Source organism: Ottowia beijingensis, assembly GCF_013423955.1.
Classification (GTDB): Bacteria; Pseudomonadota; Gammaproteobacteria; order Burkholderiales; family Burkholderiaceae_C; genus Ottowia; species Ottowia beijingensis.
Map to the genome: position 1 here is coordinate 2745350 of NZ_JACCKX010000001.1, position 25894 is coordinate 2771243.

At 67.7% G+C, this 25894-nt stretch carries 17 protein-coding genes and 6 pseudogenes; 6 read left to right on the plus strand and 17 right to left on the minus strand.

Annotated elements, in window-relative coordinates; all coding sequences use genetic code 11:
- Positions 1 to 127: 127 nt before the first annotated feature.
- The 3 genes and pseudogenes from H0I39_RS13805 to H0I39_RS13815 all read right to left on the minus strand — a co-directional run bounded on the left by H0I39_RS13805 (position 128) and on the right by H0I39_RS13815 (position 5368).
- On the minus strand, positions 128 to 1849 hold the full coding sequence (locus tag H0I39_RS13805) for a SulP family inorganic anion transporter (protein WP_180550896.1): 1722 nt from the start codon (positions 1847 to 1849) through the stop codon (positions 128 to 130).
- A 110-nt stretch (positions 1850 to 1959) separates the two neighbouring features.
- Positions 1960 to 4072 (minus strand): annotated as a pseudogene (gene metG / locus H0I39_RS13810) (methionine--tRNA ligase).
- A 69-nt stretch (positions 4073 to 4141) separates the two neighbouring features.
- Positions 4142 to 5368, minus strand: a complete 1227-nt coding sequence (locus tag H0I39_RS13815; RefSeq protein WP_180550897.1) for a patatin-like phospholipase family protein — start codon at positions 5366 to 5368, stop codon at positions 4142 to 4144.
- Positions 5369 to 5452: 84 nt separating this feature from the next.
- Here H0I39_RS13815 and apbC point away from each other — a divergent pair, with 84 nt between their 5' ends.
- On the plus strand, positions 5453 to 6544 hold the full coding sequence (gene apbC / locus H0I39_RS13820; protein WP_180550898.1) for an iron-sulfur cluster carrier protein ApbC: 1092 nt from the start codon (positions 5453 to 5455) through the stop codon (positions 6542 to 6544).
- A 171-nt stretch (positions 6545 to 6715) separates the two neighbouring features.
- Positions 6716 to 7492, plus strand: a complete 777-nt coding sequence (locus tag H0I39_RS13825) for a DUF2726 domain-containing protein (RefSeq protein ID WP_180550899.1) — start codon at positions 6716 to 6718, stop codon at positions 7490 to 7492.
- 339 nt (positions 7493 to 7831) lie between these two features.
- Here the strand turns inward: H0I39_RS13825 and H0I39_RS13830 are convergent, their stop codons facing one another.
- Positions 7832 to 9409, minus strand: a complete 1578-nt coding sequence (locus H0I39_RS13830) for a benzoate-CoA ligase family protein (RefSeq protein ID WP_180550900.1) — start codon at positions 9407 to 9409, stop codon at positions 7832 to 7834.
- A 166-nt stretch (positions 9410 to 9575) separates the two neighbouring features.
- Here H0I39_RS13830 and H0I39_RS13835 point away from each other — a divergent pair, with 166 nt between their 5' ends.
- The 4 genes and pseudogenes from H0I39_RS13835 to boxA all read left to right on the plus strand — a co-directional run bounded on the left by H0I39_RS13835 (position 9576) and on the right by boxA (position 15302).
- On the plus strand, positions 9576 to 10493 hold the full coding sequence (locus H0I39_RS13835; protein WP_180551818.1) for a helix-turn-helix transcriptional regulator: 918 nt from the start codon (positions 9576 to 9578) through the stop codon (positions 10491 to 10493).
- 123 nt (positions 10494 to 10616) lie between these two features.
- Positions 10617 to 12278, plus strand: coding sequence for a 2,3-epoxybenzoyl-CoA dihydrolase (boxC, locus tag H0I39_RS13840; RefSeq protein ID WP_180550901.1), 1662 nt, complete (start codon positions 10617 to 10619; stop codon positions 12276 to 12278).
- Positions 12279 to 12425: 147 nt separating this feature from the next.
- Positions 12426 to 13853, plus strand: a complete 1428-nt coding sequence (gene boxB / locus H0I39_RS13845; protein ID WP_180550902.1) for a benzoyl-CoA 2,3-epoxidase subunit BoxB — start codon at positions 12426 to 12428, stop codon at positions 13851 to 13853.
- Between the two features lie 139 nt (positions 13854 to 13992).
- A pseudogene (gene boxA / locus H0I39_RS13850) lies at positions 13993 to 15302 on the plus strand (benzoyl-CoA 2,3-epoxidase subunit BoxA).
- Positions 15303 to 15581: 279 nt separating this feature from the next.
- Here the strand turns inward: boxA and H0I39_RS13855 are convergent.
- The 13 genes and pseudogenes from H0I39_RS13855 to H0I39_RS13910 form a co-directional block, all read right to left on the minus strand.
- The gene (locus H0I39_RS13855; protein ID WP_180550903.1) at positions 15582 to 16145 is read right to left on the minus strand and encodes a DUF1439 domain-containing protein; all 564 of its coding nucleotides are present in this window, start codon (positions 16143 to 16145) and stop codon (positions 15582 to 15584) included.
- A gap of 339 nt (positions 16146 to 16484) precedes the next feature.
- The gene (gene hemP, locus H0I39_RS13860; protein WP_257645796.1) at positions 16485 to 16703 is read right to left on the minus strand and encodes a hemin uptake protein HemP; all 219 of its coding nucleotides are present in this window, start codon (positions 16701 to 16703) and stop codon (positions 16485 to 16487) included.
- A complete protein-coding gene (locus H0I39_RS13865; RefSeq protein ID WP_180550904.1) occupies positions 16700 to 17116 on the minus strand; it encodes an ExbD/TolR family protein in 417 nt (138 codons plus the stop codon). Before H0I39_RS13865 ends, hemP begins: the two co-directional genes overlap by 4 nt.
- Positions 17117 to 17118: 2 nt before the next feature.
- A complete protein-coding gene (locus tag H0I39_RS13870; protein ID WP_180550905.1) occupies positions 17119 to 17835 on the minus strand; it encodes a MotA/TolQ/ExbB proton channel family protein in 717 nt (238 codons plus the stop codon).
- 6 nt (positions 17836 to 17841) lie between these two features.
- Positions 17842 to 18600, minus strand: a complete 759-nt coding sequence (locus tag H0I39_RS13875; protein WP_180550906.1) for an energy transducer TonB — start codon at positions 18598 to 18600, stop codon at positions 17842 to 17844.
- Positions 18601 to 18666: 66 nt separating this feature from the next.
- Positions 18667 to 18780: an LPXTG cell wall anchor domain-containing protein gene (locus H0I39_RS13880; protein WP_180550907.1), complete on the minus strand. Its 114-nt coding sequence runs from the start codon at positions 18778 to 18780 to the stop codon at positions 18667 to 18669.
- A pseudogene (locus H0I39_RS13885) lies at positions 18777 to 19000 on the minus strand ((2Fe-2S)-binding protein). Before H0I39_RS13885 ends, H0I39_RS13880 begins: the two are co-directional and overlap by 4 nt.
- A 294-nt stretch (positions 19001 to 19294) precedes the next feature.
- Positions 19295 to 20412: pseudogene (locus tag H0I39_RS13890) on the minus strand (alpha-hydroxy acid oxidase).
- 253 nt (positions 20413 to 20665) lie between these two features.
- Positions 20666 to 21361, minus strand: a complete 696-nt coding sequence (locus tag H0I39_RS13895) for a Fe2+-dependent dioxygenase (RefSeq protein ID WP_180550908.1) — start codon at positions 21359 to 21361, stop codon at positions 20666 to 20668.
- A 119-nt stretch (positions 21362 to 21480) separates the two neighbouring features.
- A pseudogene (locus H0I39_RS23410) lies at positions 21481 to 22730 on the minus strand (TonB-dependent receptor).
- Positions 22613 to 23716 carry a TonB-dependent receptor gene (locus tag H0I39_RS23420; protein WP_307776821.1) on the minus strand — a complete coding sequence of 368 codons (1104 nt, stop codon included), beginning with the start codon at positions 23714 to 23716 and terminating at the stop codon, positions 22613 to 22615. Before H0I39_RS23420 ends, H0I39_RS23410 begins: the two are co-directional and overlap by 118 nt.
- Positions 23717 to 24404: 688 nt before the next feature.
- The gene (gene bfr, locus H0I39_RS13905) at positions 24405 to 24881 is read right to left on the minus strand and encodes a bacterioferritin (RefSeq protein WP_180550909.1); all 477 of its coding nucleotides are present in this window, start codon (positions 24879 to 24881) and stop codon (positions 24405 to 24407) included.
- A gap of 96 nt (positions 24882 to 24977) precedes the next feature.
- Positions 24978 to 25894, minus strand: a pseudogene (locus H0I39_RS13910) (amino acid ABC transporter substrate-binding protein).

A 25894-nucleotide genomic window follows, 5' to 3' on the forward strand; every position in this document is an offset into this window, starting at 1 on the left:
AAGCGCCGAGCCGCTTGAAAGGCAGCGCCATCGGGCGCTGTTTTTTGTGCAAAATCGGGCTTCAGCGCCCGCCAGTCAAGCGCAGGCAGCTATCAAATCGAGAGTATTTGCTGACGGCGCAGGCGATTCAGGCGCCCGAATAGCCCATCTCCGCCGCGTCGTCCGGCCGCGGCGGCAGGCCCGCCACGGCAGCTTCGATGGCGTGGGCCACGTCGGGCTGCAAGTCGTCCGGCGACTGGGCGGTGATCAGCTCGAGCAGGCCGGTGCGCCGCGCGATGTCGTGCGGCTGGTTGATCAGCCCGCTCACCACCAGGCGCACGCCTTGCTTGCGGCAGGTCCTGACCAGGTTCTCCAGCGCCTCGGCGCCGGTCGAGTCGACGTAGATCACGTTCTTCAGATCCAGCACCAGGGTGTGCGGCGGCAGGTGGTCTTCCAGTTCCTCCACCAGCTTGGTGGCGCCGAAGAAGATCGCGCCATACAGGCGCCAGGCCTGCATCTGCTCGCCGCGGCCAGCCAGTTCGACTTCATCGGACGCGCCCAGCCGCTCGGCGCGCGACAGGCTGGAAATGCGGTAGATGAAGGTGATGCAGGCGGCGAAGATGCCGAACTCCACCGCCACCGTCAGGTCGAAGATCACCGTCAGCAGGAACACCGCCACCAGTGTCACGCGATACGGCATGCGGTAATTCTTCAGATGGGCGAACTCGCGCCATTCGCCCATGTTCCAGGCCACGAACATCAGGATGGCCGCCAGGCAGGCCAGCGGAATCGAGCCGGCCAGCGGCGCTGCCACCAGAATCACCAGCAGCAGCGCCAGCGCATGCACCATGCCGGCCACCGGGCTGGTGGCGCCGCTCTTCACGTTGGTCATGGTGCGGGCAATGGTGCCGGTGGCCGGCATGCCGCCGAAGAAGGGCGTGACGAAGTTGGCCGCGCCCTGCGCCATCAACTCCTGGTTGGGGTCATGCCGGTCGCCGATCACGCCGTCGGCCACGCGCGCGCACAGCAGCGACTCGATGGCGCCCAGCAGCGCCAGCGTGATGGTGGGCATCAGCAGAAAGCGCGCCGATTCCCAGCTGAAATTGGGCAGCTGGAATGCCGGCAGCGCGGCCGGAATGCCGCCGAACTTGCTGCCGATGGTCTCCACCGGCAGCTTGAACACGCCCACCACCAGCGTGGCCACCACCAGCGCCACGATGGAGCCGGGCACCGTGCTGAGCTTGCCCGAGAACTGCACCTTGGGCCCCAGGCTGGGCAGCCAGCGCTGCCAGCCGATGACGATGGCCAGCGACACCACCGCCACGCCCACGGCCCACCAGTTCACCGTGTGCAGGTGGCCGTACAGCGCGCCTAGGATGCCGAAGAAATCGCCCGGCATCTTGGGCACGGTGAGGCCCAGGAAGTCCTTCACCTGCGACAGCGCGATCAGCACCGCGATGCCGTTGGTGAAGCCGATGATCACCGAGATGGGGATGAAGCGCACCAGCGTGCCCAGCTTGAACAGCCCCATCAGGAACAGCAGCACGCCCGACATGGCGGTGGCGATGATCAGGTTGCCCACGCCGTAGCGCTCGACGATGCCGTAGACGATGACGATGAACGCGCCCGCCGGCCCGCCGATCTGCACCCGGCTGCCGCCCAGCGCGGAGATGATGAAGCCGGCGATGATGGCGGTGAACAGCCCGGCCTCGGGCTTCAGCCCCGAGGCGATGGCGAAGGCCATGGCCAGCGGCAGCGCCACCACCGCCACCGTCAGCCCGGCGGCGAAGTCCTTGGCGAAGCGCGCCCTGTCGTAGCCTTGCAGGGCGTTGAACAGGCGGGGGCGGAAGGGGGCAATCGGCAAGGCCATGGCGATTTATGTGAATTCAATTCGAATTTTATGTTAATGCCCGGGCGTCGGTCACGAAAAAGCGCGGCCCGCTCTCACGGTACCGCGCTTTGATGGCCAGAGCGAGTCGGTCAGCGCACGCGCATACCGGGCTGCGCGCCGGCCGTGGGCTCCAGCACGTATATGCCGGGGTGGGCCTTTTCGTCGCCGTGGCTGGCGGCCAGCACCATGCCTTCGCTGATGCCGAACTTCATCTTGCGCGGCGCCAGGTTGGCGACCAGCACGGTGAGCTTGCCCCGCAGGTCTGCGGGCTGGTAGGCGCTGGCAATGCCGCTGAAGACGTTGCGCAGCTTCGGTTGACCGTCGTCGCTGGTCTCGCCCACGTCCAGCGTCAGGCGCAGCAGCTTGGTACTGCCTTCCACGGGTTCGCAGTTCACGATCTTCGCGATGCGCAGGTCGATCTTGACGAAGTCGTCGATGGTGATGGAGGGGCCAGTGGCTCGCCACCCGGCGCCGGTGTGGTGCTGGGCGCTTCCGTTTTCATAGCTGCCAGCGCTTGTGGGGCGGGCGCTGGAGGCTCAAACAGTGCATCCAATTGCTTGACGTCCACGCGCTGCATCAGGTGCTGGTATTCGCCGATCTGCGCGCCTTCGCCCAGCGGCGTCTTCACGTCGTCGAAGCTCTCGGGCGGCACCATCAGGAAGAAGGCCACGTCGGCGGCCAGCTTGGGCAGGATGGGTTTCAGATAGATCGTGAGGATGCGGAACGCCTCGATGGAGGTGCTGCACACGTCGTGCAGGCGGCCCTCCATGCCCTCCTTCTTGGCCAGCTCCCAGGGCTTGTTGGCGTCCACGTAGCCGTTCACGCGGTCGCACAGCGCCATCACCTCGCGCACCACCTTGCCGGTTTCGCGCTCGGCGTACAGCTCGGTGATCTGGGGCAGGGCGTCGCGCAGGTGCGTCAGCAACTGGTCGCCGTCGGGCGAAATCGCGCCCAGACGGCCGCCGAACTTCTTGCTGATGAAGCCGGCCGCGCGCGAGGCAATGTTGACGTACTTGCCGATCAGGTCGGCGTTCACGCGCGCCATGAAGTCATCGGCGTTGAAGTCGATGTCCTCGTTGCGGCCCGACAGTTTGGCCGCCAGGTAGTAGCGCAGCCACTCGGGGTTCATCTTCAGGGACAGGTATTTCAGCGGGTCGAGGCCCGTGCCGCGGCTCTTGCTCATCTTCTCGCCGTTGTTCACGGTGAGGAAGCCGTGCACGAACACCTTGTCGGGCACCTTGCGGCCGCTGAACTTCAGCATGGCCGGCCAGAACAGCGTGTGGAAGGTGATGATGTCCTTGCCGATGAAGTGGTACTGCTCGGTCGCCGGGTCGGCGATGAACTGCTCGTAGCTCTGCGGCTGGCCGCTGGCGGTCTTGCCGGCTCCTTTATCGAACAGGTTCTTCAGGCTGGCCAGGTAGCCAATGGGGGCGTCGAGCCAGACGTAGAAGTACTTGCCCGGCGCGTCCGGGATCTCGATGCCGAAGTAGGGCGCGTCGCGGCTGATGTCCCAGTCGCCCATCTTGGGCTTGCCGTCTTCGCCGGGGGCGATCCACTCGGTGATCTTGTTCAGTACCTCGGGCTGCACGGCGCCGCTGGTGGTCCACTCGCGCAAAACTCGATGCAACGCGGGTCGGACAGCTTGAAGAAGAAGTGCTCGCTGCTCTTCAGCTCAGGCTTGGCGCCGCTGAGGGCCGAGTACGGCTCGATCAGCTCGGTGGGCGCATAGACGGCGCCGCATACCTCGCAGTTGTCGCCGTACTGGTCCTTGGCATGGCAGTTGGGGCACTCGCCCTTGATGAAGCGGTCGGGCAGGAACATGCCCTTCTCGGGGTCGAAGAACTGCTCGATGGTGCGGGTCTCGATCAGGCCATTGGCCTTCAAATCCTTGTAGATGGCCTGCGAGATGGCGGTGTTCTCGGGGCTGTGCGTGGAGTGCCAGTTGTCGAAGCTGATCAGGAAGCCGTCCAGGTACTGCTGGCGCCCGGCGGCGATGTCGGCCACAAACTGCTCGGGCGTCTTGCCCGCCTTTTCGGCGGCGATCATGATCGGCGCGCCGTGCGCGTCGTCGGCGCCGACGAAGTTCACCGCGTGGCCCTGCATGCGCTGAAAGCGTACCCAGATGTCGGCCTGGATGTATTCCATGATGTGGCCGATGTGGAAGGTGCCGTTGGCGTACGGCAGGGCGGTGGTGACGAAGATCTGGCGGGGGCGGGCATGCGGAACACTCTCACTGGGGTCAACCCGCCATTTTAGGCAGCGCGCCCCGGCTCAGCCCACATCGCCCGGCCGATGGCGCCAGCCGAAGAACTGGCAGATGGCCGCACGCTGCGCCAGCGCGTCGGCACGCCCCAGCGCCATCAGGGCGCGTGTGTAGCCCGACTCGAACAGCAGGTAGCTGGCCAGCGCCGCGTTGCGCTCGTCGTGCACGTTGTCGCGCTCGCCCAGAATGCCCAGCAGCGCCTGCGCCGCTTGCGGCAGTGCGTGCAGGTGCCGGCCGGCCAGCTCGTCGAGCCGCTGCGATGGCGTGATGGCCAGCAACTCGATGTGCCGCAGCCGGGTCTGGCCGCGCTGCGCCGGTGGCACCAGCGACAGCGTGTGGTTGACGCGCTGCAGCCGCTCCACGTCGGACGCCAGGGTGTCGAGAAAGATGGCCGACAGCGCGTGGCCCGCCACCTGGGCCAGCGTGGGGTAGTCGCCGGCATGCGGGTCGGTGGCCACCGCGGGCTGGTGCGCACGGCCGGCGCCTACCACGAACACGCGCTCGGCCCCGAGGTGGATCACCGGCGCGATCGGCGCCATCTGCCGCATCGAGCCGTCGCCGTAGTAGGCCGTGCGGTCGTCCACCGACAGGCGTGCCGCCGGAAAGATGAAGGGGATGGCGGCCGAGGCCATCAGGTGCTCGACGCCGATGCGCGCCCGCACGGCGCGGCGCTGCGCGCGTGCCCAGTCCTGCATGTCGTCGATGGCGTCGTAGAAGGTCACGTGCTCGCCGCTGACGTAGCTGGACGCGGTGACGGCAAAGCCGCGCAGGTGGCCGCCGGCCAGCAGCTGCGGCAGGCGCTCGAACGGCAGGTGCGCCTGCAGCAGGCGGCGCAGGGGCTGGTTGTCGAGCAGCGAGTAGGGCTGCAGCCGTGCCGAGCGCGCCAGCGCCCAGCCCATCGACAGCAGGCGGATCCAGCGGGCACCGGCTCGGGCGGCGTCCAGTGCGTCGGCGCGGTACACCTGCGCCGCGTGAAAGCCGCGCCAGATGCGCGACAGCCGCGCCACCGCGTGGCTGAAATGGTCGGCGCCGGTGGCCACCGCCGCGGCGTTCATGGCGCCGGCCGAGGTGCCGACGATGATGTCGAACGGCGAGCCGCGGTGCGCCGGCTCGCCGTGGCGCCGCAGGGCCGCCAGCGCCTGCAGCACACCCACCTGGTAGGCCGCGCGCGCGCCGCCCGTCAGCAGCAGCGCGGTGCCGGGGCGGGCGGGCGAGGGGGCGGCGGGCCTATTCATCGGTGCGGGGTGAGGTTTTGGCCGTGTACCAGCGGTGCGCCACGGTGGCGCGACTAGACTACCGGCTCCACCGGAAGAGAGCAAATGAGCATTCAGCAACAAGACGTACTGCAGGCCATCGCGGCCGTGATCGACCCCAACACCGGCAAGGACTTTGTCTCGACCAAGCAGGTCAAGAACCTGCAGCTGAACGGCGGCGATGTGTCCTTCGACGTCGAGCTGGGCTACCCGGCCAAGAGCCAGATTCCGGCGCTGCGCCAGGCGTTGATCAACGCCGCGCGCGGCGTGCCGGGCGTGGGCAACGTGTCGGTCAACGTGGTGACGAAAGTGATCGCTCACGCCGTGCAGCGCGGCGTGCAGCTGATGCCGCAGGTCAAGAACATCATCGCCGTGGCCTCGGGCAAGGGCGGTGTGGGCAAGAGCACCACCGCCGTCAACCTGGCGCTGGCGCTGGCGGCCGAGGGCGCCAGCGTCGGCTTGCTGGACGCCGACATCTACGGCCCCAGCATGCCGATCATGATGGGCATCAGCGGCCGCCCCGAAAGCCTGGATGGCCAGAACATGGAGCCGATGGAAAACTACGGCGTGCAGGTCAGCTCCATCGGCTTCCTGGTCGACCCGGACGAGGCCATGATCTGGCGCGGCCCCATGGCGAGCCAGGCGCTCGACCAGCTGCTGCGCCAGACCAACTGGAAGGATCTGGATTACCTGATCGTCGACATGCCGCCCGGCACGGGCGACATCCAGCTGTCGCTGTCGCAGCGCGTGCCGCTGACGGGCGCCGTCATCGTCACCACGCCGCAGGACATCGCCCTGGCCGACGCGCGCAAGGGCGTGGCCATGTTCGAGAAGGTGGGCGTGCCCATCCTGGGCCTGGTGGAGAACATGGCCGTGCACGTGTGCAGCAACTGCGGCCATGTCGAGCACATCTTCGGCGCCGAGGGCGGCAAGCGCTACGCGGCCGAGAAGGGCATCGAGTACCTGGGCGCGCTGCCGTTGGCGATGTCGATCCGCGAACAGGCCGATTCGGGCCGCCCCAGCGTGGTGGCCGACCCGGATGGCCAGGCGGCAACCAATTACAAGGCCATTGCGCGGCAGGTGGCCATCAAGGTGGCGGCGCGGGCCAAGGATTTCTCGGCCAAGTTTCCGTCCATCACCATTTCAAGGGATACCTGAGCCGGCTCGGTTCACTTCCGATTTGATAGCTGGCAACGCCCGTGGGATATATACCCACGGGCGTTTCAATTTGTAATTACAACGTATTCAACCGGGCGGACGGCATCCGCCAAATGGGTGATTGTCAGACGTGCCGCAAGAGCGTAAGGTGCCCCGACAGGGAGCACGACAATGAACTGGTTCAATTCAGACTGGCTGGCGTCTTGGGCCGGCCTGGACGGCGCCGACGCGATGCCGCTGGTGAGCACGCTGGTGGCCGTGGTGGCGCTGATGCTGCTGTGGCGCGTGCTGCGCCGCGGCGGCGCGGGCGGCCGAGCGGCGCGCGATTACGACGCCAGCGGCGACCAGTTCGCGCAGTCGGCCCCCATCAACGAAGAGCAGGTGCGGCTGCTGCACTACCTGCAGCAGGCCTTTCCCGATGGTGCGGTGCTGTTCCAGCCGCGGCTGGCGCGCTTTCTGATGGTGCGCAAGAGCCGCCACCGCCTGGATGCGCAGCAGCGCCTGGGCGATACGCACGTGGACTTTCTGGTCTGCGCCGACGACGGCAAGCCGCTGTTCGCGTTCGAGGTGGATGCGTTCAAGGCCAAGGGCGATGCGGGCCTGGCGCGCAGCGCGGCCGAGAAGAACGGCATGCTCAAGAGCGCCGGCATCCGCCTGATCCGGCTGAAGGGCGCGCAGCCCCAGTGGCCGCCGCCCGAGGTGCTGCGCATGCGCCTGCTGGCCGCGCAGCGCACGCCACCGCCGGCGCCCGAGGCGCGGCCCTCGGGCTTCGAGCCCTCGGCCTTCGGCCCGCCGTCCGACTTTGCGCCCTCGCGCAGCGCACCCGATTCGGGCGTGATGAGCCTGACCGGCCTGATGGGGCTGAGCGCCGGCAGCGACGACCCTGGGCATCGGTGCGCAAGCGCTGAGGCGCGCGCGGGCCGGGCAGTGTCGCTATGGTTGATATAGCTGCTTGCGCACGACGGGCAATGATTTCAGATTGATTTGGCTTGAAAATGGCGCCAATCGGGCGCAATAAGATATTTATTGAATAGCAACCTGCGGCCATCTCGCGCTGCCGGCATTCGGGGCGCACGCTCCGCTGAACAGCTCTTCAGCACCGCAGGTTCAGCCGTCGCCGGGAAGACTCTGGCGCTGCAAGGACAGTCATGCCATCTTTCCAATCGATACGGCATGAATCTCGTCATTCCGGCGAAAGCCGGAATCCAGACAGCGCGCGTGCGGTGAGGCATGGGTCCCGGCTCTCGCCGGGATGACGATGGTCAACGTTCTGAAGCGGAAACGGAATCAGTCCACCGACTGCTCGCGCAGCTTGAAGCGCTGGATCTTGCCGGTGGCGGTCTTCGGCAGTTCGTGCACGAACTCGATGAAGCGCGGGTATTTGTAGGGCGCCAGGCGATCCTTCACGAAGGCCTTCAGTTCGTCCTCGGTGGCCTCGGCGCCGGGCTTCAGGATCACGAAGGCCTTGGTCTTGGTCAGGCCGTCGCTGTCCTGCTTGCCGACCACGGCGGCCTCGAGCACGGCGGGGTGCTGCACCAGCGTGGCCTCGACCTCGAACGGCGACACGTAGATGCCGCTCACCTTCAGCATGTCGTCGCTGCGGCCGCCGTAGGTGTAGCTGCCGTCGGCGTTGCGCACGTACTTGTCGCCGCTCTTCGTCCAGCCGCCCTGGAAGGTCTCGCGCGTCTTGCTGCGGTTGCCCCAGTACATCATGGCGGCGCTGGGGCCGGCGATGTAGAGGTCGCCCGGCTCGCCGTCGGGCACGGGGCCGCCGTCGTCGCCGCGCAGTTCGATGGTGTAGCCCGGCACCGGCCAGCCGGTGGTGCCGTAGCGCACCTTGTCGGGCCGGTTGGAGAGGAAGATGTGCAGCATCTCGGTGGAGCCGATGCCGTCCACGATGTCGATGCCGAAATGCGCCTTGAAGCGTTCGCCGATCTCGGCCGGCAGCGCCTCGCCGGCCGACGAGGCCAGGCGCATCGCCACCTCGTCGCGCTTGGGCAACTGCGGATGCGCCAGCATGCCGGCAAAGCCGGTGGGTGCGCCGAAGAACACGGTGGGCTTGAGGCCGCCCACGCCACCGGTCCAGCGCTTGAAGGTGGCCTCAGGCGTGGGGCGCTCGCCCATCAGGATGGTGGTGGCGCCCACGCTCATGGGGAAGGTGAGGCCGTTGCCCAGCCCGTAGGCGAAGAACAGCTTGGCGGCCGAGAAGCACACGTCCCGCTCGGTCAGGCCCAGCACGGCCTTGCCGTACAGCTCGCAGGTCCAGTACGGGTTGGCGTGCGAATGCACCGTGCCCTTGGGGCGGCCGGTGGAGCCGCTGGAGTAGAGCCAGAAGGCCGGGTCGTCCGGGCCGGTGGGCGCGGCCTTGTCCATCGGCGCATGGGCCTTCAGGAAGGCCTCGAACTCCACCTCGGACGGGTGCAGCGGCGCCTGCGGGTGCGAGACGATGACCTTCTGCACCTCGTGGTCGCTCTTGACCATGGCGGTGGTCAACGTGGGCAGCAGCGCGCCCGACACCAGCACCGCTTGCGCGCGTGAGTGCTCCAGCATGTAGGCGTAATCGTCGGGCGTGAGCAGGGTGTTGACGGCCACCGGCACCAGGCCGGCGTACAGGCTGCCGAGGAAGGCCACCGGCCAATCGGTGCCGTCGTGCATCAGCACCAGCACGCGTTCTTCGCGGCGCAGGTACAGGCTGCGCAGCGCGGCGGCCATGCGGCGCACGCGCTCGTCCAGTGCGCCGTAGGTGAGCGTGCCGTGGTCGTCCACGAAGGCCGGCTTGGCCCCGCGGGTGCTGTTCAGCGCCAGCAGATGCTCGGCAAAGTTGAAGCGCTCGGGCGGCGGCGCGACGTTGGCAGCGGTGTTCATGGGGTCTCCGTGGGGCTGTGTCGAGGGCTGGGCCCACGCGGCGCGCATTGCGCTTTTGCCCGCTGCGTGGTGAAATGCATTATTCTGCCTGTCATCGTACATGCATTAAAGTGCATGTCAAGAGGGCGCACCCGGTGCTCTCGCAGGCCGACAACACGTGAACATGATGCTTGAAGAGTTGGTGCATCCGCCGGCCGCCCCGCCCGCCGAGGCCGCGCGACATCCCTTTCTGGTGGCCCTGGGCGAGCGGGTGCGCACGCTGCGCTCGCGCCGCGGCCTCACGCGCAAGGCGGTGGCGCAGGCGGCCAATGTGTCCGAGCGGCACCTGGCCAATCTTGAATACGGCACCGGCAACGCCTCCATTCTGGTGCTGCTGCAGGTGGCCCATGCCCTGCACGCCGAGCTGAGCGAGCTGCTGGGCGACGTGACCACCTCGTCGCCCGAGTGGCTGATGATCCGCGAACTGCTGGAGCACCGCAACGAGGCAGATCTGCGCCGCGCGCGGCAGGCGCTGTCCGAGCTGTTCCACGCGCCGGGCGATGCCGACCGCGCGCGCACCACGCGCATCGCGCTGATCGGCCTGCGCGGTGCCGGCAAGTCGTCGCTGGGCCAGCGCCTGGCGGACGATCTGGGCTACGCCTTCATCGAGCTGAGCCGCGAGATCGAGCAGTTTGCTGGCTGCAGCATCCACGAGATCCACAACCTGTACGGCACCAACGCCTACCGTCGCTACGAGCGCCGCGCGCTGGAAGAAGCCATCCAGATCTACCCCGAGGTGGTCATCGCCACGCCCGGCGGCCTGGTGTCGGACGCGGCCAACTTCAACCTGCTGCTGCAGCACTGCTACACCATCTGGCTGCAGGCCGACCCGGCCGACCACATGTCGCGCGTGGCGGCGCAGGGCGACATGCGCCCCATGGCCGCCAGCCCCGAGGCCATGGACGACCTCAAGCGCATCCTGGCCGGCCGCGCGGCGTTCTACGCCAAGGCCGACCTGCGCTTCGACACCAGCGCCTACACCGAGGAGCAGGCGCACCGCGAGCTGCGGCGGCAGGTGCGGCAGGTGATCGGCCTGCCGGTTTGAGGGCATGCATTAAAGTGCATTGACCTTGCCGGATTTATGCACTATTATTCATCTAATGCCAGCCGCGAAGGCGGGCACAGACCGGGCAGTCGCCCCTGACACCACCACCCAAGGATTCATCGCATGAGCCAGCCGAACCCCCAAGTCGACTACCGCACCGAGCCGAGCCAGTACCGCCACATCCAGCTGTCGTTCGATGGCCCGGTGGCCAAACTGGCCATCGACATCGACGAGGACGCCGGCATCCGCCCCGGCTACAAGCTCAAGCTGAACAGCTACGACCTGGGCGTGGACATCGAACTGCACGACGCGCTGCAGCGCATCCGCTTCGAACACCCCGAAGTGCGCACCGTGGTGGTCACCAGCGGCAAGGACCGCGTGTTCTGCTCCGGCGCCAACATCTTCATGCTGGGCCTGTCCAGCCATGCGTGGAAGGTCAACTTCTGCAAGTTCACCAACGAGACCCGCAACGGCATAGAGGACAGCAGCCAACACAGCGGCCTGAAATTCATCGCCGCGCTGAACGGCGCCTGCGCCGGCGGCGGCTACGAGCTGGCCCTGGCCTGCGACGACATCGTGCTGGTCGACGACCGCAGCAGCAGCGTCAGCCTGCCTGAAGTGCCGCTGCTGGGCGTGCTGCCGGGCACCGGCGGCCTGACCCGCGTGACCGACAAGCGCCACGTGCGCCACGACCTGGCCGACATCTTCTGCACCACCAGCGAAGGCGTGCGCGGCCAGAAGGCCGTGGACTGGCGTCTGGTCGATGCCGTGGTCAAGCCGCAGCAGTTCGACGGCTTCGTGGCCGAGCGTGCTGCCAAGCTGGCCGAGGGCAGCGACCGCCCCGCTGGCGCCAAGGGCGTGCAGCTGCCGAAGGTGGAGCGCACCGAAAGCGCCGACGGCATTGCCTACAAATATGTGAATGTCGCCATCGACCGCGCCAAGCGCGTCGCCACCTTCACCGTGCAGGCACCGAGCGGCGCGCAGCCGACCGACATCGCCGGCATCGAGGCTCTAGGCGCCGCTTGGTACCCGCTGCAGATGGCGCGCGAGCTGGATGACGCAATCCTCAACATGCGCACCAACGAGCTGGATATCGGCGCCTGGGTGCTGAAGACCGAGGGCGATGCCGCCGCCGTGCTGGCCAACGACGCGCTGATGCTGGCCAACCAGAAGCACTGGTTCGTGCGCGAGACGCTGGGCATGCTGCGCCGCACGCTGGCGCGCCTGGACGTGTCGTCGCGCAGCCTGTTCGCGCTGATCGAGCCGGGCTCGTGCTTCGCCGGCACGCTGGCCGAGCTGGCTTTCTGCGCCGACCGCGCCTACCAGCTGGTGCTGCCCGACGAGCCGGCCAAGGCCCCCACGCTGACGCTGCACGAGGTCAACTTCGGCAGCTACCCCATGGTCAACGGCCAGTCGCGCCTGGCGCGCCGCTTCTATGAAGAAGAAGCGCCGCTGGCCGCCGCCAAGGCCGCCATCGGTCAGGCGCTGGGTGGTGAAGCCGCCGAGAAGCTGGGCCTGATCACCGCCGCGCCCGACGACATCGACTGGGCCGACGAAGTGCGCATCGCGCTGGAAGAGCGTGCCGCCATGAGCCCCGACGCGCTCACCGGCCTGGAAGCCAACCTGCGCTTTGCCCAGCAGGAGAACATGTTCACCCGCATCTTCGGCCGCCTGTCCGCCTGGCAGAACTGGATCTTCCAGCGCCCCAACGCCGTCGGCGACAAGGGCGCGCTGAAGGTCTACGGCAAGGGCGACAAGGCGCAGTTCGACATGAATCGCGTCTGATCCTGATGACGAAATGACATCGCTTCGCTTTCATGACGCGGCTTCGCCGCATGAAGTTTTCCGTCATTTCGTCATGCCTGTGCCGAAGGCACGCAGTCATTGAGCGGCAGGGCCGCGAAGTCATTGTTTCATTGCAAGGAGACCACCATGAGCAGCATCAACTACAGCGAGAAGATCCCCAACAACGTCAACCTGTCGGAAGACCGCACGCTGCAGCGCGCGCTCGAGCAGTGGCAGCCCAACTACCTGCAGTGGTGGCAGGACATGGGCCCCGAGGGCTCGGTGGATTACGACGTGTACCTGCGCACCGCGGTCAGCGTCGATCCGGCGGGCTGGGCGCAGTTCGGCTACGTCAAGATGCCCGACTACCGCTGGGGCATCTTCCTGAACCCGGCCGAGCAAGACCGCAAGATCCACTTCGGCGACCACATGGGTGAAGCCGCCTGGCAGGACGTGCCCGGCGAGCACCGCGCCAACCTGCGCCGCATCATCGTCACCCAGGGCGACACCGAGCCGGCCAGCGTGGAGCAGCAGCGCCACCTGGGCCTGACCTGCCCCAGCCAGTACGACCTGCGCAACCTGTTCCAGGTCAACGTCGAGGAAGGCCGCCACCTGTGGGCCATGGTCTACCTGCTGCACAAGTACTTCGGCCGCGACGGCCGCGAGGAGGGCGAGGCGCTGCTGGAGCGCCGCAGCGGCGACCAGGACAATCCCCGCATCCTGCAGGCCTTCAACGAGAAGACGCCCGACTGGCTGAGCTTCTTCATGTTCACCTACTTCACCGACCGCGACGGCAAGTTCCAGCTGTGCGCGCTGGCTGAATCCGGCTTCGATCCGCTGGCCCGCACCACCAAGTTCATGCTGACCGAAGAGGCGCACCACATGTTCGTGGGCGAATCCGGCGTGGGCCGCGTGATCCAGCGCACCGTCGACATGATGAACCAGCTCAAGACCGACGACGTGCAGAAGCTGCGCAACGCCGGCGTGATCGACCTGCCGACGATCCAGCGCTACCTGAACTTCCACTTCTCGGTCACCATCGACCTGTTCGGTGCCGACGAGTCGAGCAACGCCGCCACCTTCTACTCGACGGGTCTGAAGGGCCGCTTCGAGGAGGGCAAGCGCACCGACGACCACGTGCTGAAGGGTCAGACCTACAAGGTGCTGAACGTGGTCGACGGCAAGCTGATCGAGAAGGAAGTGCCGATGCTCAACGCGCTGAACGAAGTGCTGCGCGACGACTACATCAAGGATTCCATCGGCGGCGTCGAGCGCTGGAACCGCATCATCGAGAAGGGTGGCATCCCGTTCAAGCTGAAGGTGCCGCACAAGGCCTTCCACCGCAACATCGGCGCGCTGTCGGGCGTCAAGGTCAGCCCCGAGGGCCAGGTGGTGAGCGATGCCGAGTGGAACGCCAAGGCCAAGGACTGGCTGCCCACGCCGGAAGACCGCGCCTACGTCGCCAGCCTGATGGGCCGCGTAGTCGAGCCGGGCAAGTTCGCCAACTGGATCGCGCCGCCGGTGATGGGCATCAACCGCCAGCCGGTCGATTTCGAATACGTGCGTTTCAACTGACACTGTCGAAAACCGGACGCAGAGGACGCAGAAATCACGCAGAGGACGCAAAGGAAACAGCCGAAAACTTCTTCCTGGATTTTTGCGTCCTCTGCGAATCCTTTGCGTCCTCTGCGTCCGGCTGTTTTAATGAGTTTCCATGGCCGCAACCGACACCACCATCCTCAAGCAGCACCTGATCGACGCCGCCATCTGCATCCGCTGCGGCGCGTGCGAGGCGGCGTGCCCCATCGACGCCATCACGCACGACTCGAACAACTACGTGGTCAGTGCCGACACCTGCAAGATGTGCATGAACTGCGTGCCGGTGTGCCCCACCGGCGCCATCGACAGCTGGCGCCTGGTGCCCAAGGCCAAGCCCTACACGCTGGAAGAGCAGTTCAGCTGGTTCGAGCTGCCCGAAGAGCTGACGCCCGCGCAACTGGCCGAAGCCGGCGTGGCCGAAGACGCACTGGCGGGCGATGAGCAGGCCGACGACGCCCTGCAGACCCAGGCGCAGGCCGAGGCCGCCGCCATCGACCCTACGCAGCCCGGCACTGGCGCGGCACCCGCCAGCTATGGCGCCACCATCCCGCCCTGGTCGGCCGCGCACGCCTACACCAACCTCTACGGCGCGCGCGCCGCCGAAAGACGGTGACGGCCACCGTCGCCGGCAACGTGCGCGTCACCGACGTGGGCACCGAATACGACACGCACCACATCATCCTGGACTTCGGCACCATGCCCTTCCCGGTGCTGGAGGGCCAATCCATCGGCATCGTGCCGCCGGGCACCGACGAGCGCGGCAAGCCGCACTTTGCGCGCCAGTACAGCATCGCCAGCCCGCGCAACGGCGAGCGGCCGGGCTACAACAACCTGTCGCTCACCATCAAGCGCGTGCTCGAAGACCACCAGGGAAACCCGGTGCGTGGCGTCGGCAGCAACTACATGTGCGACCTGAAGGTGGGCGACAAGGTGCAGGTCATCGGGCCGTTCGGCGCCACCTTCCTGATGCCGAACCACCCCAAGTCGAACATCGTGATGATCTGCACCGGTACCGGCTCGGCTCCCATGCGCGCCATGACGGAATGGCGCCGCCGCCTGCGCAAGAGCGGCAAGTTCGAGGGCGGCAAGCTGATGCTGTTCTTCGGCGCCCGCACCAAGGAAGAGTTGCCCTACTTCGGCCCGCTGCAAAGCCTGCCGAAGGATTTTATCGACATCAACTTCGCCTTCAGCCGCACGCCCCACCAGCCCAAGAAGTACGTGCAGGACGCGATGCGCGAGCGCGCCGCCGACCTGGCGGCGCTGCTGCAGGACCCCAACACCTTCTTCTATGTGTGCGGCCTGAAGAGCATGGAAGAAGGCGTGGTGCTGGCGCTGCGCGACGTGGCGCAGGGCGCCGGCCTGAACTGGGACGAGATCGGCCAGCGCCTGAAGAAGGAAGGGCGGCTGCACCTGGAAACGTATTGAGGCGCGGGGCAATGGTCCCCGGATGATTCAATAAAGATAGCTGCTTGCGCCCGGTATACAATGGTTTCAGATAGAAAGCTCTCTGAAATCAAGTTATATCAAGCGTAAGCAGCTATCATTTTTCATTGATTCGCAACAAGTCTCAGACAGCGCTGCAGGAGCGGGCTTGCCCGCGATGAGGCGCTTCGTTGCAGCCAGCGCTTGATTGCGGGCAAGCGCGTTGCCACACGGCGGATGTGGTCCGCGCGTCCTCCGGGACGTCTTGATCATCAAGCGCCTTCAATCACGCCACCTGAGCAGGCTCACCCGAAACCGGCCATCCGCCACCCGCACGTCACGCACCGCCCAGCGCGCCAGCGCCCCGGCGGTGGTGCTGGTGTCGATCACGTACACCGGCCGGTCGCGCAGCGCCGCCTGCACCGCCTGCGGCCCGTGCGCGCGCACCAGCGCGGCGTAGCGCTCGGGCACGCCGTCCAACGCAAAGTCGGTCACCGTCAGATCGTCGATGTAGAACGCGCCGGCCGCCTGCTCGTAGCGCAGCCGGCCCGCCAAGCCCGCCCGGCCCGGAAACTCGCGCCCGCCGGCCTGCACGGCCAGCTGGGTGTCCAGCTGCAGCCGGTCGCCCCCGGCCGGCAGGCTGAGCTGCGGCGCGCGGAACTCCACACAGGCCAGCACCAGCTGGCAGTTGCGGACCGGAAAGCGCTCGGCCAGGTGCTGCTGCAGCGTGGCGGGTTCCAGGTTCAATGCCAGCTCGCCCACGAAGCGCTGAAACGCCCACCACGCCCCCGCCGCCAGGGCCAGCAGAACGAGCAGGATGGTGAGGACAGAGCGAAGTCGGCGCATGCGCAGGTGGGGGCTGATACAGGTTCGCTGCAAAAATGACGAATGACGAATGACGAATGACGAATGACTTCGCTGCGCTTCAATGACAAATGGGGTATTTGTCACGGGTCATGCGGCGCCAGCCGCAGTCATTGGTCATGGTTTTGAGCGCGAAACGGTATGAGGCAGGGGTGCATCTTGCCACGGTGCAAACCCATGCTTATTGCTATTGATTGAATAGCTGTCAGCGCTTTATCAGAAGGCGCTGGCGGCCTGATGGCAGCATGAAAAAAAGAGCTGGCTGGGCACTGCCTGGCTGACTCTGTCAATAGCGCCGCACGGGCGCTTCCCACGATGAAGCTATTTGGTCAGGATCAGCTTGCCCAGCTTGGTGGCCTGCAGTCGATAGACCGCGCCGTTGTGGCTGATCTCGATGGCGCGGCGGCCTTGCAGCAGGCGGTGGCTCGGCACCGGGCCGCCGCTGGGTTCGGGCGGCGTGGTGTCGACGGGCTCCGTGCCGGATCGGCACGCGTCGGGCGACGTTGCGGCGCGCGTGGTCATGGGCGGGCGCATCGTCATGGCGCGCGCGGCGGCTCGGTCACGAAGCCGATCTTGCCCAGGCCCGCCTGCTGCGCCGCCGCCATGGCCTGGGCCACGCGCTCGTAGCGCACGTCGCGGTCGCCGCGGATGTGCAGGTCGGGCTGCGGCTGCTGCCGCGCGGCGGCCTGCAGCCGGGCGCCCAGCTGATCGTCGGCGATCTTCTCCTCGCCCAGCACGTAGCTGCCGTCGGCCTGCACCGCCAGCAGCACCGTCTCGGGCTTGATCTGCTCCTTCTCGTTGGCCGCGCGCGGCAGCTCCACGTTCACGGCGTGCTTCATCACCGGCACGGTGATGATGAAGATGATCAGCAGCACCAGCATCACGTCGATGAACGGGACCATGTTGATCTCGCTCATCACCTCGTCGTGCTCGTCGGCGATGAATCCGGCCATGCTCAACTCCGCTTCAGAGCCACCACGTTGCCGTCGCCGCTGGCCGCCGTCACGCGCGCGCCGGTCAGTTGGTAGGCATGCAGGTCGTGCGCAAAGCGGCCCAGCTTGGCCAGGATGTGCTTGTTGCCGCGCACCAGCGCGTTGTAGCCCAGCACGGCCGGGATGGCCACGGCCAGGCCCAGCGCGGTCATGATCAGCGCCTCGCCGATCGGGCCGGCCACCTGGTCGATGCTGGCCTGGCCGGCGGCGCCGATCTTCATCAGCGCGTGGTAGATGCCCCAGACGGTGCCAAACAGGCCGACGAAGGGCGCGGTGGAGCCGACCGAGGCCAGGATGGCCAGGCCGGCCTGCAACTTCCCGGTGGTGCTGTCGATGCTGTTGCGAAGCGCGCGCGAGATCCAGTCGCTCGCGTCCAGCGAATCGTGCAATTGCGCCCTGGTGGCGCGGTGGTGGGCGGCGGCTTCGCGGCCTTCCACGGCGAGCTGGCGGAACGGGTTGGCGTCATCGTCGCCCAGCTTGGCCAGCCCTTCGGCCATGTCGGCCGAATGCCAGAAGCCTTCCACCCGCGCCGCCTGGCGCTTGGCCTGCACCACGCCCAGTGCCTTCATCAGGATCACGATCCACGAGGCCAGCGACATCAGCAGCAGCGCCGCGAACACGCTGCGCGTGACCCAGTCGCCCTGGGCCCAGACGTGCAGCAGACCTAATTCATTGTTCATTTGACTTCACTCCAGAACGAAATTGAGGGGGACGTTGAACCACATGGCCTCGGGCACGCCGTTGCGGGTGCCGGGCACGTAGCGCCAGCGGTCGCGCGCGGTTTCCAGCGCCACCTGGTCCAGGCGGTCGAAGCCGCTGGAGCGCTGGAGGCGCGCGTCCTGCGCGCGGCCATCGGGGCCGATCAGCACGCGCACCACCACGCGGCCGCTCTCGCCCAGGCGCTTGCTCATGGCGGGGTAGGTGGGCGCGGGGTTGTTCAGGTGCGCGGCGCTGGTGGACGGCTGCACGATGACGGGCGGTGCGGGCGGCGCCGGTGGGCTGGGCGCGGGCGCCGCCGGTGCCGCTGCGGCCGCGGGCGACGGCGTGGGTTCGGGCGCTGCCGGCACGGGCGCCGGAGCGGTGGGGGCGGGCGCCACCACGGGCGCTGCGGGGCGTGGCTGCACCACCGGGGCCGGCCGCGGCGGCGCTGCGCGTGGCTTGGGTGGGGGCGGTGCGGGCCGGGGTTTGGGCGGCGGCGGCGATGCCGGGGCCGGTGGCGCGGGCGGCGGCGGTGTGGGCGCAGGCGGCGCGGCGGGTGGCGGCGGCGGGGCAATCAGCTCGGCCAGGATCTGCGCCGGCACGATCACCTCGGCCGGCGGGCGCACCAGCCCGCGCTGCAGCGCCCACAGCGCCACCGCATGCAGCAACACAACGCTGCCGACGATGACGGCGGTACGGCCCGGAGGTGGCACGGTGGAAGCAGGCGAGAGCGAAGTCGCGAACATGATACGAAAGCGGGATGGCGCGGCGCAGCGGGCAGGCCGCTGGCGGCAACGATGCGGGGTGCGGGGTCAGAGGCGTGACGGGCGGCGGCGCAGGCCGCCGAAGACCCAGGCCAGGGCGATGAGCACGCCCACCAGGCCGCCGAGCGCAGCCCACAGTGCGGCGCTGGCGCCGGTCATCATGCGCGGGCCCCGTGCGGGCCGGTGGCCAGGCCGGCGTGGTGCAGCGCCGCCACCGGGTGGCCCGGTGCGCACTGCGCCACGATGTCGCGCGCGCAGCCTCGCAGCGGCCGCAGCAGGTGGCCACGCCCAGCTCGAGTTGGATGTCGTCGAAGCTCATGCCGGCACGGGCTTGCCGGGTGATTTCGCGGTCGGAGATGCGGTTGCAGACGCAGACGATCATGGGGCGGAAGTCCTGGGAACGCGACAGTGATGAGAGATGTATATTAAATGCGAACCATTCTCATTGTCAATCACTATTTTGGCGATAGGCGTTTTTCCGGCAGTGCGGCCCATGTCGTTTTGCTTTCAAAACGATGACCCATGACCGCGGCTGGCGCCGCATGACAAACGACGAACGATGTCTTGGTCACTGAGGCGCAGCGAAGTCATATATTTGTTGGATGTGCCACCCGTCTCGGACAGCGCTGTGGAAGCGGGCTGGCCCGCGATCAAGCGTGGGTGGCGACGAAACCCTTCATCGCGGGCCAGCCTGCTCCCACACAGCGGCGGTGGCGGGATCAAGCAGGTGAGCGCCCGCTTCGGCCAACGTGCGGCAGCCGGTGAGGGCCATGGCCATCTCCAGCTCGTCGCGCAGCAGGCGCAGCATGCGCGCCACGCCCAGCGCGCCGCCCGCCGCCAGGGCGTGCGCCACGGGGCGGCCCACCATGACGGCGTTGGCGCCCAGGGCGATGGCCTTGAGCACGTCGGTCCCGCGGCGGATGCCGCCGTCGACGACGAGCGGCAACGCATCGCCCGCGGCGGCGCGCACCCGGGGCAGCGCCTGCGCAGTGGCGGGCGCGGTGTCGAGAGTGCGGCCGCCGTGGTTGCTGACGATGAGGCCGGCCACGCCCAGCGCCTGCGCGGCGCGCGCATCGGCCGGGTGCAGCAAGCCCTTGAGCCACACCGGCAGCCGCGTCTGCGCGCGCAGCCAAGCCACGTCGTCCCAGGTGGGGGCGTGGGCGGGCAGGCCGGCGCAGTAGGTGCCGTCGGCCGGTGGCACGGCGGGTGCATCCTGCAGGTGCACGGCGTGCACGCCGGGCGGCAGGGCAAAGCCGGCGCGGCGCTCGCGGTCGCGCACGCCCTGCACGGGGGCGTCGACGGTGAGCACGATGGCCTCGAAGCCCGCCGCCTCGGCGCGCTGCACCAGCGCGCGGTTGAAGCCGCGGTCGGCCTGCCAGTAGAGCTGGAACCACAGCGGGCCGCGCCCGGGGTCGGCCAGCACGGCTTCGGCGACCTGCTCCATCGGCACGTTCGATTGCGTGCCGAGCACATAGCCCGCACCCTGCGCGGCGGCGGCCAGCGCACTGGCCCATTCGCCATCGGGGTGGGCCAGCCGCTGGTGCGCCACCGGGGCCAGCAGGATGGGGTGCGCCAGCTCGTGCCCGGCCAGTGCTACGCGCGTGTGCCCGCCGGCCAGCGGCTGCAGTACGCGCGGCCACAGGGCAGCGCCTGCCAGGCGGCGGCGTTGGCGTGCAGCGTGGCCTCGTCGCCCGCACCGCCGTTGAAGTAGGCCCAGGTGGCGGCGTCCAGCGCCTGTTCGGCGGCCAGGGCGAAGTCGGCCAGGGTGTGGGGCGCTGGGGCGGGCGATGCCATGGTGCGGAGGGTTTTGGAGTGGGGTATATGTGTTCAGCGCTTGTATATCAAGCGCTGGCGGATAGGTGTATGGGGAGTATGTGTTGGTGTGCAGCCTGGCGTGTGGGAGCGGGCTGGCCCGCGATGCGGCCTGTGCGCGGTGCCACCGCTGCATCGCGGGCCAGCCCGCTCCTGCATCCGGGGTGCTTCAATAAACATAGCTGCTTGCGCTTAATGGGCGGGCGTTGCAGGGTATTCTGATCATGAGCGCAAGTCAGGTGCTGGCCCATTGCCGCAGCAGGTTGTGGTACACGCCGGTCAGGCGCGTGGCTTCGGGGCTTTCGCCGTGGCGCTGGCGCAGGGCAAGCAGGGCCATGTCCATCTCGAACAGCAGGCGGCGCTGCTCGCCCGAGCGCACCATGCTCTCGATCCACAGAAAGCTGGCCAGGCGCTCGCCTCGGGTGACGGGTGTGACCTCGTGCACGCTGGTGCCGGGGTAGAGGATGGCGTCGCCCGCGGGCAGCTTGATGCGCTGCGCGGCCTCGCCGGGCGCGCCGTGCACCACCAGCTCGCCGCCGTCGTAGTCGGCCGGGTCGCTGAAGAACACGGTGCACGACAGGTCGCTGCGCACCCATTCGCCGCTGGCGGTGGAATGCATGACGGCACCGTCGACGTGGGCGCCGTAGCGGTCGGCACCGCTGCCGTAGCGGTTGAACAGCGGGTTGAAAATCTTGCGCGGCAGCGCGGCCGACAGCACCAGCGCATCGCGCTGCAGCGCGCCCAGCACCAGCGCGCGCAGCGTGGCGGCGGTGGTGCTGTCCTGCGCCAGCTGCTGGTTCTGTTTGACGCCCACGGCCTGCGCGCCGGCGCTGTGGCGGCCGTCGCGCCACGGGGCATCGGGTGCGGTGAGCAGCGCGCGGCCCTGGACCAGCTCGTCGGGGGTGAGCAGGTGTTGGAGGTGGATCAGCATGAGGTTATTCGATGACGAAATGACTTTGCCGCTGGCGCGGCGTCAATGACGAAATGACGGGCACAGTCATGGCGGCGCAGCCGCCGTCATCGAAGCGCAGCGAGGTCATTTCTTCATGCTCAGAACAGGTGCTTCAGCGTCAACTGCACCCGCCGCGGCTGCCCCGGCCCATAGAAGCCGCGGTACAGCGTGTCGGCGTAGAGCTTGTCGGTGAGGTTGGTGACGTTGAGCTTGAGGGTGGTCATCTCGGTGAAGCTGTATTCGGCCATGGCGTCGAAGGTGACGAAGCCGGCGGCCTTCACCGCGCGGCTGCCTTCGGGGCTTTGGCTGCTGCGGTAGTTGGCGCCCAGGCCCAGGCGCAGCTTCGGGAAGACGCGGTAGGTGCTCCACACGCTGCCGCTGTGGCGCGGCGTGAGGCCGGGGCGGTCGCCCTGCACCTGGGCGCCGCCGCCACTGGCGGCCAACTGCTGGTTGCTGCGGCTGATCTTGGCGACGGGGATCCAGGTGTGGTTCCAGAACATCTCCCACTTCGGCGTGATGCGGCCGGCGGCGTTGAACTCCATGCCGGCGGCGTGGCGCTTGCCCGAGAGCAGGAACTGCTGGGCCACGCTGTCGGGGTCCTGGTTGCGCTCGTTGTACTTCTCTGAATAGAACAGCGCCGTGCCCACCGACAGGCGCTGGTCGAACAGCTCCCACTTGCCGCCGATCTCGAGGTTGCGGCTCTTCTCGGCCGGGGTGTTGGCCAGCGTCTGGTTGGGGCTGCTGGGCGTGAACTGGTAGGCATCGCCCGAGGTGTTGTACGAGGTGCCGTAAGAGACGTAATACGACGCGGTATCGCTCGGCTGCCACAGCAGGCCGACGCGCGGGCTCCACAGGCTTTCGGTCTTGCTGAAGCTGTAGCCGGGCGTGACGGTGCCGTTGGCGGCGGTGCTGGCCACAGTGTCGTAGCTTCCTTGAAATGGTCGAAGCGCAGGCCGGCCACCAGCTTCAGCGTGTCGGTCATGGCCACCGTGTCCTGCACGTACACGCCGATGTTGCGCGCGTCGAAGGTGTTGTAGGCGGGGGCGCCGCGCGGGTCGGCACGCCAGTCGCCGTTGTTGGGCTGGCCCACGGTGGTGGTCAGGCCGCTGGCGGGGCCGGCGAAGTTGTTCACGCGGCGCGCGTCATCGACGTAGAAATCCACCCCGGCCAGGATCTGGTGCTTGCGCCCGCCCCAGTCGAAGGTGTTGCTGTAGTCGCTTTGCAGCTGGGTCAGGTCGCTGCGGCCGATGCGGCCCTTGGGGAGCGGGTGATGATCGTCTGGGGGCCCCAGTTGTCGATGGTGGTGGGCGCGCCGTCGGTCTGGCCGAAACGGATCACGCTGGCCCACAGGTCGCGCTCGTAGCGGCCGTGGCGCAGCTGCGTCTTTAGCTGGCCGCCGTCGGCAAAGCGGTGCGTGTGGGCCAGCGTGACGTAGGTGGACGAGCTGTCCTGCTTGTCGCTGTCGAGCCCGTAAAAATTGCGCGCCGGCAGCGTGGGCACGATCCTGCCGTCACGGATGAACCAAGGGTGGTTGTAGTTGCCGCGACCGTCCACGTCGAGGTGGTACAGGCCCACCGAGAACTCGTTGCGCGTGCCAATGCCCCAGCGGAAGGTGGGCGCGATGCCGACCTTGCGCTGCCGGGCGCCCCAGTTGTCGGCGTCGTGGCCCATCAGGTTCAGGCGCAGCGCGGCGTCTTGCCCGGTGTGCCAGTTGAAGTCGCCATGCACGCGCTTTTCGTTGCCGTTGCCGATGGTCACGCTGGCTTCGTGTTGCGTCATCAAGAAAGGCTGCTTGCTGACCTGGTTGACCACCCCGCCGGTGCTGCCCTTGCCGAACAGCATCGACGCCGAGCCCTTGATGACTTCCACGCGGTCGTCGTTGAAGGTGTCGCGCTCGATCAGCGGCGCATCGCGCAGGCCGTCGCGGTAGATGTCGCCGGCGGTGCCCAGCGAGAAGCCACGCAGGCGCACGTCTTCCTCGCCCGTCTCGCCGGCCAGGAAGGTGACGCCGGCGGTGGTGCGCAGCACGTCGCGGAAGTCGTCGAGGTTGCGGTCTTGCATGAGCTTTTCGGTCATCACCGTCACGCTCTGCGGGATGTCGCGCAGCGCCTGGTTGCCCTTGCCGATCTCGGTGCGGGTGGCGCGCAGTTGCGCCTTGCTGTTGGTTGACCCGTCGCCCACCGCCGAATCGCGCACGGTGACGGTGGAAAGCGTGCCGGCCACCGGCGCCTGCTGCGCCGCGGGGGCCGATGCAGCCGCTGCCGGCGCGGCCGGCTGCGCCAGCGCCGTGCTGCCCAGCGAGCCGGCCAGCAGCATGGCGCCCAGCGGCAGCAAGGGTTTGGAGGGTTTGTGCAGCTATTGAATCAATAGCTGCTTGCGCTTGTGCGGCGGGTGCGCAGGGGGTTGGCTTGAAAACGTGGTCAACGGACATGGCAGGGCCCAGCAAAGTGTGGAGAAGAACTTCGGCTGGCTACCTGGGCGCTGCGTGCAGAGGGCTGGACCCTTCACGGCGCTGTTCGCTGGCGTGTGATGAAAGTCGGTGATTCTATATGCAAATGAGAATGATTGTTATTGGCTGTGGCGATGGGGCGACAGCGGGGCGCAGCGCTTGCTGCGTCGAGAGGGGCAGCGTCGTGCGTTCGGCAGACGGTGCAGGGGCGGTGGAAGCCGCCCATGGGCTGGCGTGGGGCGAAGCGCTGGTTCGCGGCTGCCGCCGCTCCTGCGGCGCGGGGGCGCAGCTCAAGGGAGTCTGTCAGGAGGGCAGGTGGCTTGGGGGATGGCAGTCTTGCGGCCGCCATTCGCTTGAGGAGCGTGCGGCCACCATGCCTGTGGGAGCGGGCTTGCCCGCGATGGGCTCCTCGGGCGAGGCAGGCGCTGCATCGCGGGCAAGCCCGCTCCCACAGCAGCGTGGAGCATGGTCATAGGGAGTATAGGTCGTCAGCGCCCACCAACAGGGCGCTGGCGGATCGATGGGCAGGGAGTATATGGTTCGCCCACCCTCTTCCCTGGCTCGTGCGCCGCCTCAGCCGACCTCGCCCATCTGGCTTTGCAGGTAGTTGGGCAGCCCCACCTTCTCGACCAGCTCAAGCTGCGTTTCCAGAAAGTCGATGTGCTCCTCGGTGTCGTCCAGGATGTGCTGCAGCAGGTCGCGCGAGACGTAGTCGCGCACGCTTTCGCAGTGGGCGATGCCGTCCTTGATGGTGGCCTGCGCGGCGCGCTCCATCTTCAGGTCGCAGGCCAGGATTTCGGGCACGTCCTCGCCGACCAGCAGCTTGCCCAGGTCCTGCAGGTTGGGCAGGCCGTCCAGCATGAAGATGCGGTCCATCAGCAGGTCGGCGTGCTTCATCTCGCCGATGGATTCGTCGTACTCCTTCTTCGCCAGCTTGTCGAAGCCCCAGTGCTTGAGCATCCGGTAGTGCAGAAAGTACTGGTTGATGGCCGTCAGCTCGTTCTTCAGCTGGGCCTGCAGGCATTCGATGGCCTTGGGGTCGCCTTTCATGGGGGTGGTGCTCCTTGTGCGGTGGGCGGTGGGCGGTGGGCGGTGGGCGGTGGGCGGTGGGCGGTGGGCGGTGGGCGGTGGATTCTAGTTGATCGGTCAGCGCTTGTTGTAGCTCTCGATCGGGTCGTCGTTGGGCTGGGCGAACAGCGCTTTCAGCTCGTCCGACAGCGGCAGGTTCAGCGCCACGTTGCGCGGCGGAATGGGCTGCATGAACCACTTGTCGTAGTGCCTGGCCATTTCGCCCGAGGCCATCATGGCCTTCAGCTCGCCATCCACCGCCTGCTTGAAGGCGGGGTCGTCCTTGCGGAACAGGATGGCGATGGGCTCGGACTGCAGCGAGGTACCGGCCAGCTTGTACAGCTTCGGATCGCGCGAGTTGGCCACCACGCCGGCCAGCAGGTTGTCGTCCAGCACGAAGGCGGCGGCGCGGCCGTTCTCGACCGACATCAGGCTCTCCAGGTTGTCCTTCTGCTGCGCCACGTTGATCTTGATGTCGAGGTCGCGCTCAAACGGCGCAGCAGCTGCACGGCGGTGGTGCCGGTGGTGGCCGAGACGGTCTTGCCGTCCAGCTGCTTCCAGTCGGTGATGCCCGAATCGGCCCGCACCGCCATGCGCACCTGGCTCAGGTAGGTGGTGACGGCAAACGCCAACTGCTGCTGGCGCGTGAGGTTGTTGGTGGCCGGGCCGCAGCCGATGTCCACCGTGCCGTTCTGCACCAGCGGCATGGTGTTCTGCGGCGTCATGGCGAAGTACTCCAGCCTGGCCTGCGGCACCAGCTTGCGGATGATGCGCTCGCACAGCTCGACGTGGTAGCCGGTGAAGTTGGTGTTGGCGCCCAGCGCATAGGCCATGGGCGGCGAGGCCTCGCGCACGCCGATGACGGCCTTGCCGCTGCTGCGGATCTTGGCCAGGGTGTCGTTGCCGGCCTGCGCCATGGCGGGCGAGCCGAGGGCGGTCAGCGCGCCCAGCGCCAGGGCGGCGGCCACGGTGCGAAGCGGGTGGAAGGGGTTCAT

Excerpts from the sequence above, each read along its gene's own strand:
- H0I39_RS13895 (WP_180550908.1), bottom strand. The coding sequence starts at position 21,361 with ATGCTGATCCACCTCCAACACCTGCTCACCCCCGACGAGCTGGTCCAG.
- H0I39_RS13825 (WP_180550899.1), top strand. The coding sequence starts at position 6,716 with ATGAACTGGTTCAATTCAGACTGGCTGGCGTCTTGGGCCGGCCTGGAC.
- bfr (WP_180550909.1), bottom strand. The coding sequence starts at position 24,881 with ATGAAAGGCGACCCCAAGGCCATCGAATGCCTGCAGGCCCAGCTGAAG.
- H0I39_RS13855 (WP_180550903.1), bottom strand. The coding sequence starts at position 16,145 with ATGCGCCGACTTCGCTCTGTCCTCACCATCCTGCTCGTTCTGCTGGCC.
- H0I39_RS13875 (WP_180550906.1), bottom strand. The coding sequence starts at position 18,600 with ATGTTCGCGACTTCGCTCTCGCCTGCTTCCACCGTGCCACCTCCGGGC.
- H0I39_RS13830 (WP_180550900.1), bottom strand. The coding sequence starts at position 9,409 with ATGAACACCGCTGCCAACGTCGCGCCGCCGCCCGAGCGCTTCAACTTT.
- H0I39_RS13835 (WP_180551818.1), top strand. The coding sequence starts at position 9,576 with ATGCTTGAAGAGTTGGTGCATCCGCCGGCCGCCCCGCCCGCCGAGGCC.
- H0I39_RS13815 (WP_180550897.1), bottom strand. The coding sequence starts at position 5,368 with ATGAATAGGCCCGCCGCCCCCTCGCCCGCCCGCCCCGGCACCGCGCTG.
- hemP (WP_257645796.1), bottom strand. The coding sequence starts at position 16,703 with ATGACGATGCGCCCGCCCATGACCACGCGCGCCGCAACGTCGCCCGAC.
- boxB (WP_180550902.1), top strand. The coding sequence starts at position 12,426 with ATGAGCAGCATCAACTACAGCGAGAAGATCCCCAACAACGTCAACCTG.
- H0I39_RS13880 (WP_180550907.1), bottom strand. The coding sequence starts at position 18,780 with ATGATGACCGGCGCCAGCGCCGCACTGTGGGCTGCGCTCGGCGGCCTG.
- H0I39_RS13805 (WP_180550896.1), bottom strand. The coding sequence starts at position 1,849 with ATGGCCTTGCCGATTGCCCCCTTCCGCCCCCGCCTGTTCAACGCCCTG.
- H0I39_RS13870 (WP_180550905.1), bottom strand. The coding sequence starts at position 17,835 with ATGAACAATGAATTAGGTCTGCTGCACGTCTGGGCCCAGGGCGACTGG.
- boxC (WP_180550901.1), top strand. The coding sequence starts at position 10,617 with ATGAGCCAGCCGAACCCCCAAGTCGACTACCGCACCGAGCCGAGCCAG.
- H0I39_RS13865 (WP_180550904.1), bottom strand. The coding sequence starts at position 17,116 with ATGGCCGGATTCATCGCCGACGAGCACGACGAGGTGATGAGCGAGATC.
- apbC (WP_180550898.1), top strand. The coding sequence starts at position 5,453 with ATGAGCATTCAGCAACAAGACGTACTGCAGGCCATCGCGGCCGTGATC.